At 71.8% G+C, this 17,279-nt stretch carries 11 protein-coding genes and 2 rRNA genes (1 of these 13 only partly in view); 9 read left to right on the forward strand and 4 right to left on the reverse strand.

Features of this window, described 5'->3' with window-relative positions; genetic code table 11:
* Together GA0070622_RS09150 and rrf are read left to right on the forward strand one after the other, a co-directional pair.
* Positions 1 to 1,416, forward strand: a 23S ribosomal RNA gene (locus GA0070622_RS09150); it begins 1,694 nt to the left of the window's first position.
* Between the two features lie 73 nt (positions 1,417 to 1,489).
* A 5S ribosomal RNA gene (gene rrf, locus GA0070622_RS09155) occupies positions 1,490 to 1,606 on the forward strand.
* Positions 1,607 to 1,745: 139 nt separating this feature from the next.
* Here rrf and GA0070622_RS09160 read toward each other — a convergent pair.
* Positions 1,746 to 2,423, reverse strand: coding sequence for a hypothetical protein (locus GA0070622_RS09160; protein WP_091571848.1), 678 nt, complete (start codon positions 2,421 to 2,423; stop codon positions 1,746 to 1,748).
* Positions 2,424 to 2,492: 69 nt separating this feature from the next.
* On the opposite strand from GA0070622_RS09160, the gene GA0070622_RS09165 reads away from it, so the two are divergent.
* From GA0070622_RS09165 to GA0070622_RS09175, 3 genes are read left to right on the forward strand one after another with little or no spacing between them, the layout of a single operon-like run.
* Entirely contained in the window at positions 2,493 to 5,111 is a 2,619-nt protein-coding gene (locus GA0070622_RS09165) for a valine--tRNA ligase (RefSeq protein ID WP_091571850.1), read from the forward strand.
* Positions 5,108 to 6,451, forward strand: coding sequence for a bifunctional folylpolyglutamate synthase/dihydrofolate synthase (locus GA0070622_RS09170; RefSeq protein ID WP_091571855.1), 1,344 nt, complete (start codon positions 5,108 to 5,110; stop codon positions 6,449 to 6,451). Before GA0070622_RS09165 ends, GA0070622_RS09170 begins: the two co-directional genes overlap by 4 nt.
* Positions 6,448 to 6,921 carry a DUF4233 domain-containing protein gene (locus GA0070622_RS09175; protein ID WP_091571859.1) on the forward strand — a complete coding sequence of 158 codons (474 nt, stop codon included), beginning with the start codon at positions 6,448 to 6,450 and terminating at the stop codon, positions 6,919 to 6,921. Before GA0070622_RS09170 ends, GA0070622_RS09175 begins: the two co-directional genes overlap by 4 nt.
* A 48-nt stretch (positions 6,922 to 6,969) precedes the next feature.
* On the opposite strand, the gene GA0070622_RS09180 is transcribed toward GA0070622_RS09175, so the two are convergent.
* Positions 6,970 to 8,277: a VOC family protein gene (locus tag GA0070622_RS09180; RefSeq protein WP_091571863.1), complete on the reverse strand. Its 1,308-nt coding sequence runs from the start codon at positions 8,275 to 8,277 to the stop codon at positions 6,970 to 6,972.
* Positions 8,278 to 8,422: 145 nt separating this feature from the next.
* On the opposite strand from GA0070622_RS09180, the gene ndk reads away from it, so the two are divergent.
* Positions 8,423 to 8,848, forward strand: a complete 426-nt coding sequence (ndk, locus tag GA0070622_RS09185) for a nucleoside-diphosphate kinase (RefSeq protein ID WP_091571867.1) — start codon at positions 8,423 to 8,425, stop codon at positions 8,846 to 8,848.
* 60 nt (positions 8,849 to 8,908) lie between these two features.
* On the opposite strand, the gene GA0070622_RS09190 is transcribed toward ndk, so the two are convergent.
* A complete protein-coding gene (locus GA0070622_RS09190; protein WP_091571870.1) occupies positions 8,909 to 9,349 on the reverse strand; it encodes a carboxymuconolactone decarboxylase family protein in 441 nt (146 codons plus the stop codon).
* Positions 9,350 to 9,538: 189 nt separating this feature from the next.
* Here GA0070622_RS09190 and GA0070622_RS09195 point away from each other — a divergent pair, with 189 nt between their 5' ends.
* The 3 genes from GA0070622_RS09195 to GA0070622_RS09205 all read left to right on the forward strand — a co-directional run bounded on the left by GA0070622_RS09195 (position 9,539) and on the right by GA0070622_RS09205 (position 15,427).
* Positions 9,539 to 11,098: an alkaline phosphatase D family protein gene (locus tag GA0070622_RS09195; protein ID WP_091571873.1), complete on the forward strand. Its 1,560-nt coding sequence runs from the start codon at positions 9,539 to 9,541 to the stop codon at positions 11,096 to 11,098.
* Between the two features lie 331 nt (positions 11,099 to 11,429).
* Positions 11,430 to 14,576 carry an isoleucine--tRNA ligase gene (ileS, locus tag GA0070622_RS09200; RefSeq protein ID WP_091571876.1) on the forward strand — a complete coding sequence of 1,049 codons (3,147 nt, stop codon included), beginning with the start codon at positions 11,430 to 11,432 and terminating at the stop codon, positions 14,574 to 14,576.
* 158 nt (positions 14,577 to 14,734) lie between these two features.
* Positions 14,735 to 15,427, forward strand: coding sequence for a lysophospholipid acyltransferase family protein (locus GA0070622_RS09205; RefSeq protein ID WP_091571880.1), 693 nt, complete (start codon positions 14,735 to 14,737; stop codon positions 15,425 to 15,427).
* A gap of 9 nt (positions 15,428 to 15,436) precedes the next feature.
* On the opposite strand, the gene GA0070622_RS33435 is transcribed toward GA0070622_RS09205, so the two are convergent.
* Complete coding sequence (locus GA0070622_RS33435; protein ID WP_091571882.1) at positions 15,437 to 17,101, reverse strand: hypothetical protein; 1,665 nt, start codon at positions 17,099 to 17,101, stop codon at positions 15,437 to 15,439.
* Positions 17,102 to 17,279 lie beyond the last annotated feature (178 nt).

Below are 17,279 nucleotides of genomic sequence, written 5' to 3' on the forward strand. Positions count from 1 at the left end.
TACCGTAGGCAAATCCGCGGTGCACATAGGCTGAGACGTGATGCCGAGCCGATTCAGGTGAAGTCAGTGATCCTATGCTGCCGAGAAAAGCCTCTAGCGAGTTCTTAGCGGCCCGTACCCCAAACCGACACAGGTGGTCAGGTAGAGAATACCGAGGCGATCGGGCGAACTGTGGTTAAGGAACTCGGCAAATTGCCCCCGTAACTTAGGGAGAAGGGGGGCCGGAGACGTGAAGCCCCGCGCGGGTGGAGCGTTGTATGGCCGCAGAGAGCAGGGGGAAGCGACTGTTTACTAAAAACACAGGTCCATGCGAAGAAGTAATTCGATGTATATGGACTGACGCCTGCCCGGTGCTGGAACGTTAAGGGGACCTGTTAGCTCTTCGGGGCGAAGCGGAGAACTTAAGCGCCAGTAAACGGCGGTGGTAACTATAACCATCCTAAGGTAGCGAAATTCCTTGTCGGGTAAGTTCCGACCTGCACGAATGGCGTAACGACTTCCCCACTGTCTCAACCACAGGCCCGGCGAAATTGCATTACGAGTAAAGATGCTCGTTACGCGCGGCAGGACGGAAAGACCCCGGGACCTTTACTATAGCTTGACATTGGTATCTGAATTAGCTTGTGTAGGATAGGTGGGAGCCGGTGAAGTCCATACGCCAGTATGGGTGGAGGCAATCTTGAAATACCACTCTGGTTGATTTGGGTATCTAACTTCGGACCGTTATCCGGTTCAGGGACAGTGTCTGGTGGGTAGTTTAACTGGGGCGGTTGCCTCCTAAAGGGTAACGGAGGCGCCCAAAGGTTCCCTCAGCCTGGTTGGCAATCAGGTGTTGAGTGCAAGTGCACAAGGGAGCTTGACTGTGAGACTGACAGGTCGAGCAGGGACGAAAGTCGGGACTAGTGATCCGGCACTGGCATGTGGAAGCGGTGTCGCTCAACGGATAAAAGGTACCCCGGGGATAACAGGCTGATCTTCCCCAAGAGTCCATATCGACGGGATGGTTTGGCACCTCGATGTCGGCTCGTCGCATCCTGGGGCTGTAGCAGGTCCCAAGGGTTGGGCTGTTCGCCCATTAAAGCGGTACGCGAGCTGGGTTTAGAACGTCGTGAGACAGTTCGGTCCCTATCCGCCGTGCGCGTAGGATACTTGAGAAGGGCTGTCCCTAGTACGAGAGGACCGGGACGGACGAACCTCTGGTGTGCCAGTTGTCCCGCCAGGGGCACGGCTGGTTAGCTACGTTCGGAAGGGATAACCGCTGAAAGCATCTAAGCGGGAAGCTCGCTTCAAGATGAGGTATCCCACCCACATTTGTGGGGTAAGGCCCCCAGCTAGACGACTGGGTTGATAGGCCGGAAATGTAAGCCCGGTAACGGGTTCAGTTGACCGGTACTAATAGGCCGAGGACTTGACTACCAAGCTGCTACGCGTCCACTGTGCAACTCTGAACAAACACCACCCGGTGGGTTGGTTGACATGTTCATAGAGTTACGGCGGTCATGGCGGAGGGGAAACGCCCGGCAACATTCCGAACCCGGAAGCTAAGCCCTCCAGCGCCGATGGTACTGCACTCGGGAGGGTGTGGGAGAGTAGGACACCGCCGGACAATCTTCAGCTCAGGGCCACCCCTCACGGGGTGGCCCTGACGCATTTCCGGGCACCGGCACCGATAGCGCGACCTCCGAAGTGGGGAGACGGCCCCGCGAGAGGTCGGGCTGCCGGTGAGCCGGCCCGACCTTCCCGGGTCACCGGGTCTGGATGCCCTCGCGGAGCCGGCGGAACAGCGCCGCGGAGTCGTCCACCGCTCGGCCGGGGAACATCCCCATCACCACGCTGCCGTGGTCGGCCCAGCCGCACACCGCGAAGTCGCCGCCGTCGCCGCTGGTCGTACCGCACTTCATCACGCCGCCCAGCCGGCCCGCGTCCACCTCACGCAGCCCGGCGACCTTGCCGGTCTCGTCGGCCATCAGGCCGAAGAGCGTGTCCAGGTCCCGTTCGGGTTGCCAGAGCAGGGTGGTGCCGCCGAAGAGCAGCACCGACCGCTTGGCGTCGGCCGGGTCGGTGTAGACCGCGCCGAAGCTGCGATCCAGCTCGATGTCGGCGGCGAACCCGTCGCGCAGGTAGTCGGCGGTGCTGCGGGCCCGGTCGCTGTCGTCACGGGTGAGGCGCGCCACGTCGGCCGGCGGGGTCAGCCGGGTGTCCTTCTCCTGGACCACCCGCCATCCGCCCAGCCCGAGGGCGCCGGCGCCGGCGAGGCCGGCCGCCAGCAGGGCGGCCAGCACGATCTTCCGGCGCCGTGACACGGGTCGCCGTTCGGGCTCCAGCGCGGGGTCGCGGCGGCTCAGCTGGATCGGCTCCTCGGTCAGTTCGACCGGACCGTGACCCCCGTCGACCGGACGCTCGGTGAGATGCGCGTCGGACATGCCCGCCACCGTACGCGAATCACCGGTGGCGCACGTCAGGTCTCCGAAAGCGCTCCGTAGACTTTCAGGGTGACCGAGAGACTGGATGCCCACCGCCCCGACGCCCCGACCCTTGCCGGCCAGTACCAGCCCGGCGAGGTAGAGCAGCGACGGTACGAGCAGTGGGTAGCCGGCGGGCACTTCCGGGCGTCGGCGAGCAGCGACAAGCCGCCGTTCACGATCGTCATCCCGCCGCCGAACGTCACCGGGTCGCTGCACATGGGCCACGCGTTCGAGCACACGCTGATGGACGCGCTCACCCGGCGCAAGAAGATGCAGGGATACGAGGCCCTGTGGCTGCCCGGCATGGACCACGCCGGCATCGCCACGCAGAACCTGGTCGAGCGGCAGCTCGCCGGTGAGGGGCTGTCCCGGCACGACCTGGGGCGGGAGAAGTTCGTCGAGCGGGTCTGGCAGTGGAAGGCCGAGTCCGGTGGCGCGATCCTGGGCCAGATGCGCCGGCTCGGCGACGCGGTCGACTGGGACCGCGAGCGCTTCACCATGGACGAGGGCCTCTCCCGGGCCGTGCAGACCATGTTCAAGAAGCTCTTCGACGACGGCCTGATCTACCGGGCCAACCGGATCATCAACTGGTGCCCGCGCTGCCTCACCGCGCTCTCCGACATCGAGGTCGAGCACACCGACGACGAGGGCGAGCTGATCTCGATCCGCTACGGCGACGAGGTCGTGGTGGCCACCACCCGGGCCGAGACGATGCTCGGCGACACCGCGGTCGCGGTGCACCCGGACGACGAGCGCTACCGGCACCTGATCGGCACCGAGGTGGCCCTGCCGCTCACCGACCGGCGCATCCCGATCGTCGCCGACGAGCACGTCGACCCCGCGTTCGGCACCGGCATGGTCAAGGTGACCCCGGCGCACGACCCGAACGATTTCGAGATCGGCCAGCGGCACGACCTGCCCTCGCTGACGATCATGGACGAGCGCGGTGTCATCACCGCGCCCGGTCCGTTCGAGGGCCTGGACCGGTACGAGGCCCGGCCGGCGATCGTGGCGGCGCTGCGCGAGCAGGGCCGGATCGTGGCCGAGAAGCGGCCGTACCTGCACGCGGTGGGGCACTGCTCGCGGTGCAAGACGACGGTCGAGCCGCGGCTGTCGCTGCAGTGGTTCGTCAACACCGGTCCGCTGGCCAAGGCCGCCGGCGACGCGGTGCGCGACGGTCGGGTGAAGATCGAGCCGGCTGAGCTGGCCAAGCGCTACTTCGCCTGGGTCGACAACATGCACGACTGGTGCATCTCCCGCCAGCTGTGGTGGGGCCACCGCATCCCGGTCTGGTACGGCCCGGCCGGCGAGATCGTCTGCGTCGGCCCGGACGAGACGCCGCCGACCGGCGAGGGCTGGCGGCAGGACGAGGACGTGCTGGACACCTGGTTCTCCAGCGGTCTCTGGCCGTTCTCCACCCTCGGCTGGCCGGAGCACACTCCGGACCTGGCGAAGTTCTATCCGACCAGCGTGCTGGTCACCGGCTACGACATCCTGTTCTTCTGGGTCGCCCGGATGATGATGTTCGGCCTGTACGCGATGGACGGCGTGCAGCCGTTCGACGTGGTGGCGCTGCACGGCATGGTGCGCGACGAGCACGGCAAGAAGATGTCGAAGTCGTTCGGCAACGTGGTCGACCCGCTGGACTGGATCGACCGGTTCGGCGCCGACGCCACCCGGTTCACGCTGGCCCGCGGCGCCAACCCCGGCCAGGACGTGCCGGTCAGCGAGGAGTGGTGCCAGGGCTCCCGCAACTTCTGCAACAAGCTCTGGAACGCGACCCGGTTCGCTCTGCTCAACGGGGCGCACACCGACGGGCCGCTGCCGGCCGCCGCTGACCTCTCCACCGTCGACCGGTGGATCCTGTCCCGGCTGGCGCACGTCACCGCCGAGGTGGACGAGCAGTTCGAGGCGTACGAGTTCGCGAAGGTCTGCGACCTGCTCTACCACTTCGCCTGGGACGACGTCTGCGACTGGTACGTGGAGCTGAGCAAGCCGGTGCTCGCCGAGGGCGGCCCGGCGGCGGACGCCACCCGCCGGGTGCTCGGGCACGTGCTGGACCAGCTCCTGCGGCTGCTGCACCCGGTGATCCCGTTCGTCACCGACGAGCTGTGGGTCGCGCTCAACGGCGGCGAGACGGTGTTGACGTCGGCCTGGCCGGTCGCCGACCGTACCCTGGTCGACGACGCCGCGGAGGGCGAGGTCGGCACCCTCCAGCGGGTGGTGACCGAGGTCCGCCGGTTCCGGTCGGACCAGGGCCTGCGCCCGACCCAGCGGGTCGCCGCGCGGCTCGACGGCCTGGCCGGCGCGGGCATCGCGGCGCACGAGCCGCTGGTCCGCTCGCTGGCCCGGCTCGACGCGCCCGGCGACGACTTCCAGGCCAGCGCCACGCTGGCGATGCCCGGCGCGGTGAGCGTCGCGCTGGACACCCGTGGCTCGATCGACGTGGCCGCCGAGCGTGCCCGGCTCACCAAGGACCGGGCGGCGGCCGAGAAGGAGGCCACCCAGGCGCGGGCGAAGCTGGACAATCCGGCCTTCGTCGGCAAGGCGCCCGAGCCGGTGGTGGCGAAGATCCGTGAGCGACTGGCGGTGGCCGAGGCGGACCTGGTCCGGATCGACGCCGCCCTGGAGGCGCTGCCCTCATGAGCGACCGTGCCGACCACGCCGCGTTCGCCGAGGTGGAGGCCGCGCTCAACGCGCGCGGCTTCACCCGGATGCACTTCGAGCTGGAGAAGATCGAGAGCCTGCTCGACCTGCTCGGCAGCCCGCAGCGGGCCTACCCGTCGATCCACCTGACCGGCACCAACGGCAAGACCTCGACGGCCCGGATGATCGACTCGCTGCTGCGGGCGTTCGGGTTGCACACCGGCCGCTACACCAGCCCGCACCTGGAGACCGTCCGGGAGCGGATCAGCCTGGACGGCGAGCCGGTGAGCGAGGAGCGGTTCGTGGCCACGTACCGCGAGATCGCGCCCCTGGCCGAGCTGGTCGACCAGCGGTCCGCCGAGCCGCTGACCTACTTCGACATGACCACCGCGCTGGCGTTCGCCACGTTCGCCGACGCCCCGGTCGACGTCGCGGTGGTGGAGGTCGGGCTCGGCGGCGCGGAGGACGCGACCAACGTGATCCAGGCCGGTGTCGCCGTGATCACCCCGATCGGGCTGGACCACACCGAGTGGCTCGGCGACACGATCGAGGACATCGCGCTGCACAAGGCGGGCATCATCCACGCCGGCGCCACGGTGATCGCGGCGGCGCAGGAGGAGGAGGCGGCCCGGCCGATCCTGGAACGCTGCGCCGAGGTCAACGCCACCGTCGCCCGCGAGGGCGCCGAGTTCGGGGTGCTGCGCCGGGCGGTCGCCGTCGGTGGCCAGGTGTTGACCATCCAGGGCCTGGGCGGGGTATACGAGGAGATCTTCATCCCGCTGCACGGGGCGCACCAGGCGCAGAACGCCGCCGTGGCGCTGGCCGCGGTGGAGGCGTTCCTCGGCGCCGGGGCGCGGCGGCAGTTGGACATCGAGGCGGTCCGCGAGGGCTTCGCCGCGACCAGCTCGCCGGGCCGCCTGGAGCGGGTCCGCACCGCGCCGACGGTGCTGCTCGACGGCGCCCACAACCCGCACGGGATGGCCGCGACGGTCGCCGCGGTGCAGGAGGAGTTCGCGTTCAGCAAGCTCGTCGGCGTGCTGGCGGTGCTCGGCGACAAGGACGCCGCGAGCCTGCTCGAACTGCTCGAACCGGTGCTCGACTCGGTCGTGGTGGCGGAGAACAGCTCGCCCCGGGCCATGCCGGTCGACGAGCTGGCCGAACTGGCCCGGGAGGTCTTCGGGCCGGACCGGGTCCAGGTGGCCCGGGAGATGCCCGACGCCATCGAGGCGGCCGTGGCGGAGGCCGAGTCCGACGTGCCGGGCGAACTGTCCGGGGTGGGCGTGCTGGTCACCGGATCGGTGGTGACCGTGGCCGACGCCCGCCGGCTGCTCAAGCGATGACGGACCCGCAGCGGCACCCGGACGCCGAGCCGGGGCCGTCCGGCCCGGACGCGCGGCGTTCGTCCCGGCCGGGCGCCGGGGCGCAGCCGGCCGGTCCGGAGCAGCCCGGCGGGCCGACGCCGGAGGGCGGGCGCCGCTCCGGCCTGCGCAACCCGGACAAGGCGGTACGCGGGCTGGGCGCCGGCACGCTCTCGTTGGAGGCGTTGGTGCTGCTGCTCGCCATCCAGCCGATCCGGGTGGTCGGCGGCGACCTGGGCGGCGCGGCGATCGGCGTCATCGTCGCGCTGGCGGTGGCCTGCGTGGTGCTGGCCGGCATGATGCGCCGTCCCTGGGCGTGGCACGCCGGGACCGTGCTCCAGGGACTGCTGCTGCTCTCCGGGCTGCTGCACTGGTCGCTGTTCGCGCTCGGTGTGATCTTCGCGCTGGTGTGGGCGTACGCGCTGCACGTCCGGCGGGTCATCCTCGGCTGAGCGCCGTCCGCGGTCCGCTTCCCGTTAGGAGGGGGCCCTTCCTATCGCTCAGGCGTTAAGAAGGGGCCCTTCCTTGGGTTCGGTGAGGGTGCGCCACTGGGTGAGCGCCACGCCGTGACCGTCCGGGTCGCGGAAGGCCGCCGCCCACACCTCCAGCTTGGTGCCCCGGTTGACCACACGTGGGGCGTAGGTGAACCGCACCCCGGACTCACGCAGCCGCTCGTACGCCGCCTGGATGTCGTCGACCTCCAGGTTGACGTGCACCAGCCGGCGGCTGATCGGGGCGGCGCCGGTCACCCGACGCAGCACCAGCCGGGTCGGCCCGGAGGAGAGCACGGCGTTGCCCTCGCCCCGGTCCAGCTCGTCGAAGCCCAGCTCGCGATAGAAGTCGAGGGACCGGTCCAGGTCGGTGACGAGCAGCGTGATGCCGACGCCGCTGATCGGGCTGGCCAGCTCGTCCGGCTCCGGGTCGGCGGACGGACCGAAGATGGCCTCGTCCAGCTCCTCGGCCGTGGGCGGGGCGTCGGCCCGCGCGGTCGGGTCCGACGGCTCGTCCGGCGCGTCCAGCGGGACGTCGATCGGGTCGACCGGCACGGTGCCGACCGGCACGGTGTCGCGCTCCTCGGCCGGCGCGCGGGGCGCCGGGGCGCGGCGGGGGAGCGGATTGGCGGCGGCCGGCTCGACCAGCTGCCCCTCCAGCACGACCGGGCCGCCGGGGCGCTGGTGCACCACCACCGGCTCGCGGTCCTCCGGGCGGGGCGGGACGTCGTCCAGGAACGGGTCCGGCGCGGGTGGGTAGTCGTCGCGGAACTCGTCCTCCGGGGCGCGCCCGGCCCACGGCGGCGCCTCCTGCGCGATGAGCGGCTCGTCGAGCGGGTCCGGGCCGGCGTACTCGGGCGGGAGGTCGGCGACCGCGGCGGCCGTCTCCGCGTGGGTCGGCACCTCGTCCCAGAGCACCCGCACGTGCCGCTGGTCGTCGAGGGCCACCCGGACCGGCAGCGCCTGGCCCAGCGAGGGCCACTTGGCGACCGGCACCCGGGGCTCGATGATCTTCTTGGAGCGGGGCGGCAGCCCGGGGGCGTCGATCACCAGTTGCAGCTCGCAGCGCCCGAACGCGTACTGGGTGGGTGGTTCGGAGGCGCTGTGCACGTGCCCCAGGCCGACCACCCAGGTGCGGCCGCCGCCACGCACCGTGGCCAGGGCGATCGCCAGCACCAGCAGCGCGACGCCGAGGGCCACGATCGCCCAGCTGGTCATGCCGAGACCGAACACGGTCACGAAGGTGGCCACGGTGCCGAGCACCGCGCCGATCAGTTTGCGTACCGGCGCGATCGTGCGGTTCCCGCCATTCGCCACAGTGGACCTCCCAGGGGTTCCAGGGCCAGGCTAGGCCGCCGCGGCGGGCCAGGGAAGACGCAGCCGCCGCGCCGGCGCCGGGACCGGGTCGCTACGCTGACCGTACCCAGCCCGACCCCGTTTGAGTGCGCAGGAGGAAACCAGCGTGTCCAGCAGCAGCCCGGACGAGCGGACGCTCGTACTGATCAAGCCCGACGCGGTGCGCCGTGGTCTGGTGGGCGAGATCCTGTCCCGTTTCGAGCGCAAGGGCCTGCGGATCGACGCGATGGTGAGCCGGACCATGGACGGCGACTTCGCCGACCAGCACTACGCCGAGCACGTCGACAAGCCGTTCTACCCGCCGCTGAAGACGTTCATGACCGGTGGCCCGCTGGTGGCGCTGGTGCTCTCCGGCGACCAGGTGATCGACGTGGTGCGCGGGATGATCGGCAGCACCGACGGCCGCAAGGCCGCCGCCGGCACCATCCGCGGCGACCTGTCGCTGTCGAACCGGGAGAACCTGGTGCACGCCTCCGACTCGACCGACAGCGCCAAGCGCGAGATCGCCCTCTGGTTCCCCGAGCTGGGCTGACCGGAACCGCCGACGGCCCCGGCCCGCACCTCGCGGACCGGGGCCGTGGCACGTCCGGCGTCAGTCCAGCGCCGGCGGCTGGGTCCGGCAGGTCACCGAGACCCGGTTCCACACGTTGATGGTGGCGATCGCCGTCACCAGGTCCGCGAGTTCCTTCTCCGACCAGACCTTCGCCGCGGCGTCCCAGACGTCGTCCGGCACGCCGTGGTCGCCCAGCCGGGTCACCGACTCGGTGAGGGCCAGCGCGGTCCGCTCCCGCTCGTCGAAGAACGGCGCCTCCCGCCACGCCGCGACGGCGAACAGCCGCCGGCTGTTCTCCCCGGCCTCCAACGCCTCCCGGCTGTGCATGTCCACGCAGAACGCGCAGCCGTTGAGCATCGACGCCCGGAGCTTGACCAGCTCCAGCACCGTGTGGTCCACGTTCGCCCGGACGTACTTCTCCAGCCCCAGCACGGCCCGGTACGCCTCCGGCGCCACCGCCGCCATGTCGATCCGGCTCATCGCCGCCTCCTCAGAAATTCGGGTACGCGGACAGGACGGTCCACGGCCGGCCGGGTGTGACGCGGTGTGACGCCGCTCATGCCGGGGTCTGGACAGCCGTCGTTGAGGTGCCGGTCACCTCGGGCCACGTCCCCGGCCATGTCGGGTCGGTAGACCGGTCTGGCGAGTTCGTCGAGACCGGGAGGACCCATGACGCACATCGACCGACGTACGCTGCTCCGCGCCGGACTGGTCGCCGGGGCGGGGGCCGCCGGCGGGGCGCTGCTCGGCGGAGCCGGCGCGCCGGCCGCCCCGGCGTGGCGGCCGAGCGGGCGGCCGTCGCTCACCCACGGCGTGCAGAGCGGCGACGTGACCGCCGACTCGGCGCTGGTCTGGACCCGGGCGGACCGGCCCGGCCGGATGCTCGTCGAGGTCAGCCGCCGGCCCGACCTGCGCGGCGCACGGCTGGTGCGCGGCCCGGTGGTCGACCCGGACGGCGACTTCACCGGCCGGATCCGGCTGCGCGGCCTGCCGGCGGGCGAGCGGCTGCACTACCGGGTACGGGTGGAGAGCCTGGACCGGCACGGCGTGTGCAGCGAGCCGCTGACCGGCTCGTTCGCCACCGCCCCCGGGCGGCACCAGCGGCGGGACGTGCGGTTCGTCTGGACCGGTGACATCGTCGGGCAGGGCTGGGGGATCAGCCCGGACTTCGACGGCCTGGCGATCTTCCGGGCCATGCGCGAGCGGCGCCCCGACTTCTTCCTGTGCAGCGGGGACACGGTGTACGCCGACGGCCCGCTCGCCGAGCGCGTCACGCTGCCCGACGGGCGGCTCTGGCGCAACCTGGTGACGCCGGAGAAGAGCAAGGTCGCCGAGACGCTGGCGGAGTACCGGGGACAGTTCGCCTACAACCTGCTCGACGAGCACCTGCGGGCCTTCGCCGCCCAGGTGCCCCAGATCAACCAGTGGGACGACCACGAGGTGGTCAACAACTGGTACCCGGGGGAGATCCTGGTCGACGACCGGTACACCGAGAAGCGGGTGGACGTGCTCGCCGCCCGGGCCCGGCAGGCGTTCCACGAGTGGCTGCCGACGCCGGCCGGCGGGCCGCTGTACCGACGCCTGTCGTACGGGCCGCTGCTGGACGTCTTCGTGCTGGACATGCGCACCTGGAAGGACCCGAACGACGGCAACACGTACGCCGACCCGGAGCGCGGCCTGCTCGGCCGGGCCCAGCGGGAGTGGCTGGTCCGGGAACTGCGCGCGTCCCGGGCGACCTGGAAGGTGATCGCCAACGACCTGCCGATCGGTGTGGTGGTGCCGGACGGCCCGGGCGCGCAGGAGGGGGTGGCCCAGGGCGACCCGGGCGCGCCGGCCGGCCGTGAGCTGGAGTTCGCCGAGGTGCTGCGCGCGGCCCACCGGGCCGGGGTGACCGGCCTGGTCTTCCTCACCGCCGACGTGCACTACACCGCCGCCCACCACTACGACCCGGCCCGCGCGGCGGTGGGCGACTTCAGCCCGTTCTGGGAGTTCGTCTCCGGCCCGGCGCACGCCGGGGCGTTCGGCCCGAACGCGCTGGACGGTACCTTCGGCCCGAAGGCCGTCTTCGTGCACGCCCCGCCGGCCGCGAACACCTCGCCGGCGGAGGGCTTCCAGCACTTCGGCGAGGTCGACATCGACGGGGAGTCGGGCGCGTTGACCGTGCACCTGCGCGACCGCGCCGGCGCCTCCCTCTGGAGCACCACGCTGCCGGCGCCCACCCGCCGCTGAGTGTGAGGAGGGGCCCCTTCCTATCGCGTGGGCGATAAGAAGGGCCCCCTCCTTACTCGGAGGCGGAGCGGGGGGCGGGGCGGGTAAGCTTGGGCGCACAGGCGACGACCCGGCCATCACCGGTGAGCCTCCGGAAGAACAGCCGGGCAACCGGCCCAGTAGAACCGGACGGGACGGCCCGTCACAGCCGACCGATGAGCGGGCGGTCGATCCTGACCGCCAAGCGGGGTGGTACCGCGGACCACCCGGGAGCGCCGTTCCAGGCGTACCCCGGACGGTTCGTCCTCGCAGACCCACCGACGAGTGAGCTGCGCGAGGAGAGCGACCCCCGATGGCCTATCCGTTGCACGACCCGACCGGCGCCGGCGTCCCGGCGAGCCCGGACCTGCCCGCGGTCGAGCGCCGGGTGCTGGAGCACTGGACCGCCGACAAGACCTTCGAAGCGTCCGTGGAAGCCCGCCCCGCCGGGGCCGACGGCAAGAACGAGTACGTCTTCTACGACGGCCCGCCGTTCGCCAACGGCCTGCCGCACTACGGCCACCTGTTCACCGGCTACGTCAAGGACGTGGTGCCGCGCTACCAGACCATGCGCGGGCGGCACGTCGAGCGCCGCTTCGGCTGGGACTGCCACGGGCTGCCGGCCGAGGTGGTGGCCGAGAAGCAGCTCGGCATCACCAGCAAGGCCGAGATCCTGGACCTCGGCGTGGCCCGGTTCAACGACGCCTGCCGCACGTCGGTGCTGGAGTTCACCCACGACTGGGAGCGGTACGTCACCCGCCAGGCCCGCTGGGTCGACTTCGCCAACGACTACAAGACGCTCGACCTGGACTACATGGAAAGCGTCATGTGGGCCTTCAAGACCCTGCACGACAAGGGCCTGGTCTACGAGGGCTTCCGGGTGCTCGCGTACTGCTGGCGGTGCGAGACCCCGCTGTCCAACACCGAGACCCGGATGGACGACGTCTACCGGGACCGGCACGACCCGACGCTCACCGTCTGGTTCGAGCTGACCGCCGACGAGACCGCGCCGGAGCCGCTGCGCGGGCCGGTCAAGCTCGGCGTCTGGACCACCACGCCGTGGACGCTGCCGTCGAACCTGGCGCTCGCCGTCGGCCCGGACATCGAGTACGCGGTGCTGGAGCGCGACGGCGACCGCTACGTCGTCGGCGCCGCCCGCCTCGGCGCGTACGCCAAGGAGTTGGAGGGATACGAGCAGGTCGGCACCGTGTACGGCCGCGACCTGGTCGGACGCCGCTACACGCCGCTGTACGACTTCCTGGTCGAGCCGGCCGGGCCGAACGCCTACCAGGTGCTCGGCGCGGACTTCGTGACCACCGAGGACGGCACCGGGATCGTCCACCTGGCCCCCGCCTTCGGCGAGGACGACCAGAACACCTGCAACGCCGCCGGCATCCCCACCGTGGTCACGGTGGACGACCACACCCGGTTCACCGCGCTGGTGCCGCCGTACCAGGGCGAGCAGGTCTTCGACGTGAACAAGCCGGTGATCCGGGAGCTGAAGGAGCGGGGGGTGGTGCTGCGGCAGGACGTCTACACCCACTCGTACCCGCACTGCTGGCGCTGCGACACCCCGCTGGTCTACAAGGCGGTGTCGTCGTGGTTCGTCGCGGTGACGTCGTTCCGGGACCGGATGGTCGAGCTGAACCAGCAGATCAACTGGACGCCGGGGCACATCAAGGACGGCTCGTTCGGCAAGTGGCTGGCCAACGCCCGGGACTGGTCGATCAGCCGGAACCGGTTCTGGGGCTCGCCGATCCCGGTGTGGAAGTCGGACGACCCGAACTACCCGCGCGTGGACGTGTACGGCTCGCTCGCCGACATCGAGCGGGACTTCGGCGTACGCCTGACCGACCTGCACCGGCCGGCGGTGGACGACCTGGTCCGCCCCAACCCGGACGACCCGACGGGCCGGTCGATGATGCGCCGGGTGCCGGAGGTGCTGGACTGCTGGTTCGAGTCCGGCTCGATGCCGTTCGCCCAGGTGCACTACCCGTTCGAGAACCGCGAGTGGTTCGAGCACCACTACCCGGGTGACTTCATCGTCGAGTACATCGGGCAGACCCGCGGCTGGTTCTACACCATGCACGTGCTGGCCACCGCGCTGTTCGACCGGCCGGCGTTCCGCAACTGCCTGAGCCACGGCATCCTGCTCGGCTCGGACGGGCGCAAGATGTCCAAGAGCCTGCGCAACTATCCGGACGTCTACCACGTGTTCGACTCCTACGGGTCGGACGCGATGCGCTGGATGCTGATGTCCTCGCCGGTGCTGCGCGGCGGGGACATGGCGGTGACCGAGACGCTGATCCGGGACGCGGTGCGGCAGGTGCTCCTGCCGCTGTGGAACGTCTGGTACTTCTTCTCGCTCTACGCCAACGCCGACGGCCACACCGCGCGTCGTCGCACCGACTCGGCGAACGTGCTCGACCGGTACGTGCTGGCGAAGACGAACGAGCTGGTGGCGACCGTCGGCGCGCAGATGGACGCGTACGACATCTCCGGCGCCTGCGCGACCGTGCGGTCCTACCTGGACGCGCTGACCAACTGGTACGTGCGCCGCTCGCGGGACCGGTTCTGGGCCGGCGACGCGGACGCGTTCGACACGCTCTGGACCGTGCTGGAGACGCTCTGCCGGGTGGTGGCGCCGCTGGCGCCGCTGACCGCCGAGGAGATCTGGCGTGGGCTGACCGGCGAGCGGTCGGTGCACCTGACCGACTGGCCGTCCGCCGAGGAGTTCCCGGCCGACCACGAGCTGGTCTCGGCGATGGACAACGTGCGGGCGGTCGCCTCCGCGGCGCTGTCCCTGCGCAAGGCCAAGGGCCTGCGGGTGCGGCTGCCGCTGGCGAAGCTCACTGTGGCGTCGCCCGTCGCCGCCCAGCTGCGGCCCTTCGCCGACCTGGTCGCCGACGAGGTCAACGTCAAGGAGGTCGTGCTCGCCGACGACCTGGACGCCTACTGCCAGCAGGTGCTGACCGTGGTGCCGCGGGCGCTCGGCCCGCGCGTCGGCAAGGCGGTCCAGCAGGTGATCAAGGCGGTCAAGGCGGGGGACTGGGAGCTGCGTGACGGCGCTCCGGTGGCCGCCGGGGTCACCCTGGCCGAGGGCGAGTACGAGCTGCGCCTGGTCGCCGCCGACGCGGAGCACTCGGCGCCGCTGCCCGGCGGTGAGGGCGTGGTGGTGCTGGACACCGAGGTCACCCCGGAGCTGGCCGCCGAGGGTCTGGCCCGGGACGTGGTCCGGGTGGTGCAGCAGGCCCGGCGGGACGCCGACCTGGACGTCTCGGACCGGATCGCGGTGGCCGTCTCGGCCTCCGAGGAGGTGCGCGCGGCGGTCGCCGCGTACACCGGGTTCGTGGCCCGGGAAGTGCTGGCCGACACCGTCGACTTCGCCGACGGGCTCGAGGGCTTCGTCGGCGAGGCGGGCGACGGTGAGCGCGTGGTGGTGAGCGTCCGCCGCGTGTGAGATGTAAGGAAGGGGCCCTTCTTAACGCTTTCGGTATAGGAAGGGCCCCTTCCTAACACGTGCACCGGCGGGTGGACTGCGGGCCACCCGCTCGGCCGGGGGTGGCAGCGTCGGCTACCGTGACAGCGCCTGTCTCACGTACGACCGCCGGAGGACCCGTGCCCCTGCTCTACACCATCGGCAAGCTCACCGTGGCGCCCGCGCTCCGGTTGGCCTTCCGTCCGCACGTGGAGGGGTTGGAGCACATCCCGGCGACCGGCGGGGCGATCTTCGCGGGCAACCACCTCTCCGTCGCCGACGAGCTGCTCCTCGGCACGGTGGTCCCCCGGCACCTGGCGTTCTGGGCCAAGTCGGAGTACTTCAACGGCACCGGGATCAAGGGCGGCTTCTCCAAGTTCGTGCTGACCGGGCTCGGCGCCATCCCGGTCGAGCGGGCCGGCGGGCGGGCCGCGTTGTCCGCGTTCGACGCGGCGATCCCGGTGCTCAAGGCCGGCGACCTGGTCGCCGTCTACCCGGAGGGCACGCGCTCGCCGGACGGGCGGCTCTACCGCGGCCGTACCGGCGCGGCCCGGCTCGCGGTGGCCGCCGGAGTGCCGATCATCCCGGTCGGCGTGACCGGCACCGACAAGGCCCAGCCCATCGGCACGCGGGTGCCCCGGCCCGGTCGCGCCAAGATCACCATCAGGTTCGGCAAGCCGCTGGACTTCACCGGCCGGCCGGACGACCGCACCTCACTGCGCGCCATGACCGACGAGATGATGTCGGAGATCCAGAAGCTCACCGGCCAGGAGTACGTCCCGCGCTACGCCCCGAAGCGCAGCGAGCAGACGCCGGGTGAGGCGGCCGCCTGAGCGAGACGCTCAGGACTGCTTCGGGACCACGACCCGCTGGCGCAGCTCGTCGAGGAGCCGGCCGCTGTCGTCCACCGACAGTCGGGTGAACACGCCGGTGGTGAGGCTGCCGTGGTCGACCGAGGTGCACACCACCACCGCGTCGCCGTCCGCCCGGCCCACCGCGCAGCGCTCGTGCCGGCCGCGTACACCGGTGTCCACGGTCACCGAGGGTTGCAGGTCGTAGTCGCCGGCGAGGCGCTTCAGCTCGGCCTCGGCGTCGGACTCCGGGGTGAACCGGAAGCCGGTGCTGCCGAACAGCGTCACCCGCTTGCCGTCGTTCGTGGTGTAGATGCCGGCGAACGTGTCCTCGGCGAGCCAGTCCGCCTGGCGTACCCGGCTCTTCAGGTCCTCGGCCGCCGCCTGGCTGCCCTGGTCCTGGCGCAACCGCATCGAGTCGAGCTGGTCGGGGAGGCTGGCGCTGGCCGGGTACTGGCTGGACAGCGGCTGGGCCCACCACAGCGGCACGCCGCAGCAGCACGCCACGGAGAGCAGCAACAGCCAGGGCCAGCGACGCCGCCGGCGTACCGGCACCGGCACGTACCCCTTGGGGGCCTGCCAGCCCGGCGGCGGCGCCACCGGCGGCGGGGTCCTGCCCCGGCGCTGTTTCGGCGGGCGCGTCTGCTTCGGTGGCCGCGGCGGGGCGACCGGGGCCGGCGGCGGGGTGTGCGCCGGCGGTGACACCGGCCGGGCGGCCGGCGGACCCGGGTACGGCGGGGTGTGCGCGGGCGGTGACACCGGTCGGGCGGCGGTCGGGTGCGGCGGCGGCCCCGGGTGGGCGGCGGCCGGGTGCGGCGGCGCCGGGTGGGCCGGCCAGGGCGCGGTGTAGGGCAGCGTCGGCGGCAACGCCGGAAGCTCGACCGAGTGCAGGTCCCAGCCGGTGGTGTCCACGCCCGCCCACGGGTCGACCGGGGTGGCGTGCTCGGGGGACTCGACCGGCGGCACCGGCGTGGGCTCGGCCGACTCGCCCCAGGCACGCCGCCGGGCCGGCGGGGGCGGGACCGCGGCGGAGCCGCTCCAGCGGGGCGCGGTCTCGACCCGGGTGGGGTTCGGCCCGTGCTCGACCTTCGTCCGGTCCGGCGCGTCCTCGGCGCGGGTGGGGGCCGGCGCGTCCTCGACCCGGGTCGGGTCGGGGGCCGACGGGGTCGGCGCGGCGCGGCCCGGCACGGCGGCGGAGCCCCGGGCGCGTCCGGCCGGCGCGGGCGGGGTGTCGTCGGCGTCCGTCCCCCGCGGCGCGGCGACGGGGTCGTCCGATACCGCGGGCGCCTCGGCGGCGTCGGCCGCTCCCGGCGGGGCGGCGTCGTCCGGGTCGGGGCGGCCGGTGTCCTGCGGACCCGGACGGGCGGTGTCGTCCGGGTCGGGCAGCTCAGGGGTGGCGTTCGGGTCCGGCGGTGCGGTGTCGGCCGGGGGTGCGGTGGCGGCGTTCGGGTCGCTGTCCCCGTCCGTCGGCGGCTCCGAGCCCGGCGCGTCGCGCTCCGGCGCCGACCTGTCCGGGGCGGGGTCGGCGAGCTGGCCGGCGGCCTCGGCGGAGCCCTCGGCGTCGACCTGCTTCGGCACGGGCGACGGCGGCTCGGCGACGACCCGTTCCTCGGTCCCGTCGGCCGGCCGGCCCGCCCCCGGCTGCGGCTGCGACATCGCGGCAATCTCCTCTCGCGCCCGTTGCGAGGTTAGTACCGCCCCGCCACCTCCGCCGAATCCCCGCCCACCCCCGACCCTCGCCCCCGCTTCCGCTCCCGCCGGTGACCAAGGAGTTCGCGTGGGCCGGGAGCGCGGATCGGCGCGCCAACTCCTTGATCAACGGGCGTGGGGTGGG

This window comes from Micromonospora sediminicola, from assembly GCF_900089585.1.
In the GTDB taxonomy this organism is placed as follows: domain Bacteria; phylum Actinomycetota; class Actinomycetes; order Mycobacteriales; family Micromonosporaceae; genus Micromonospora; species Micromonospora sediminicola.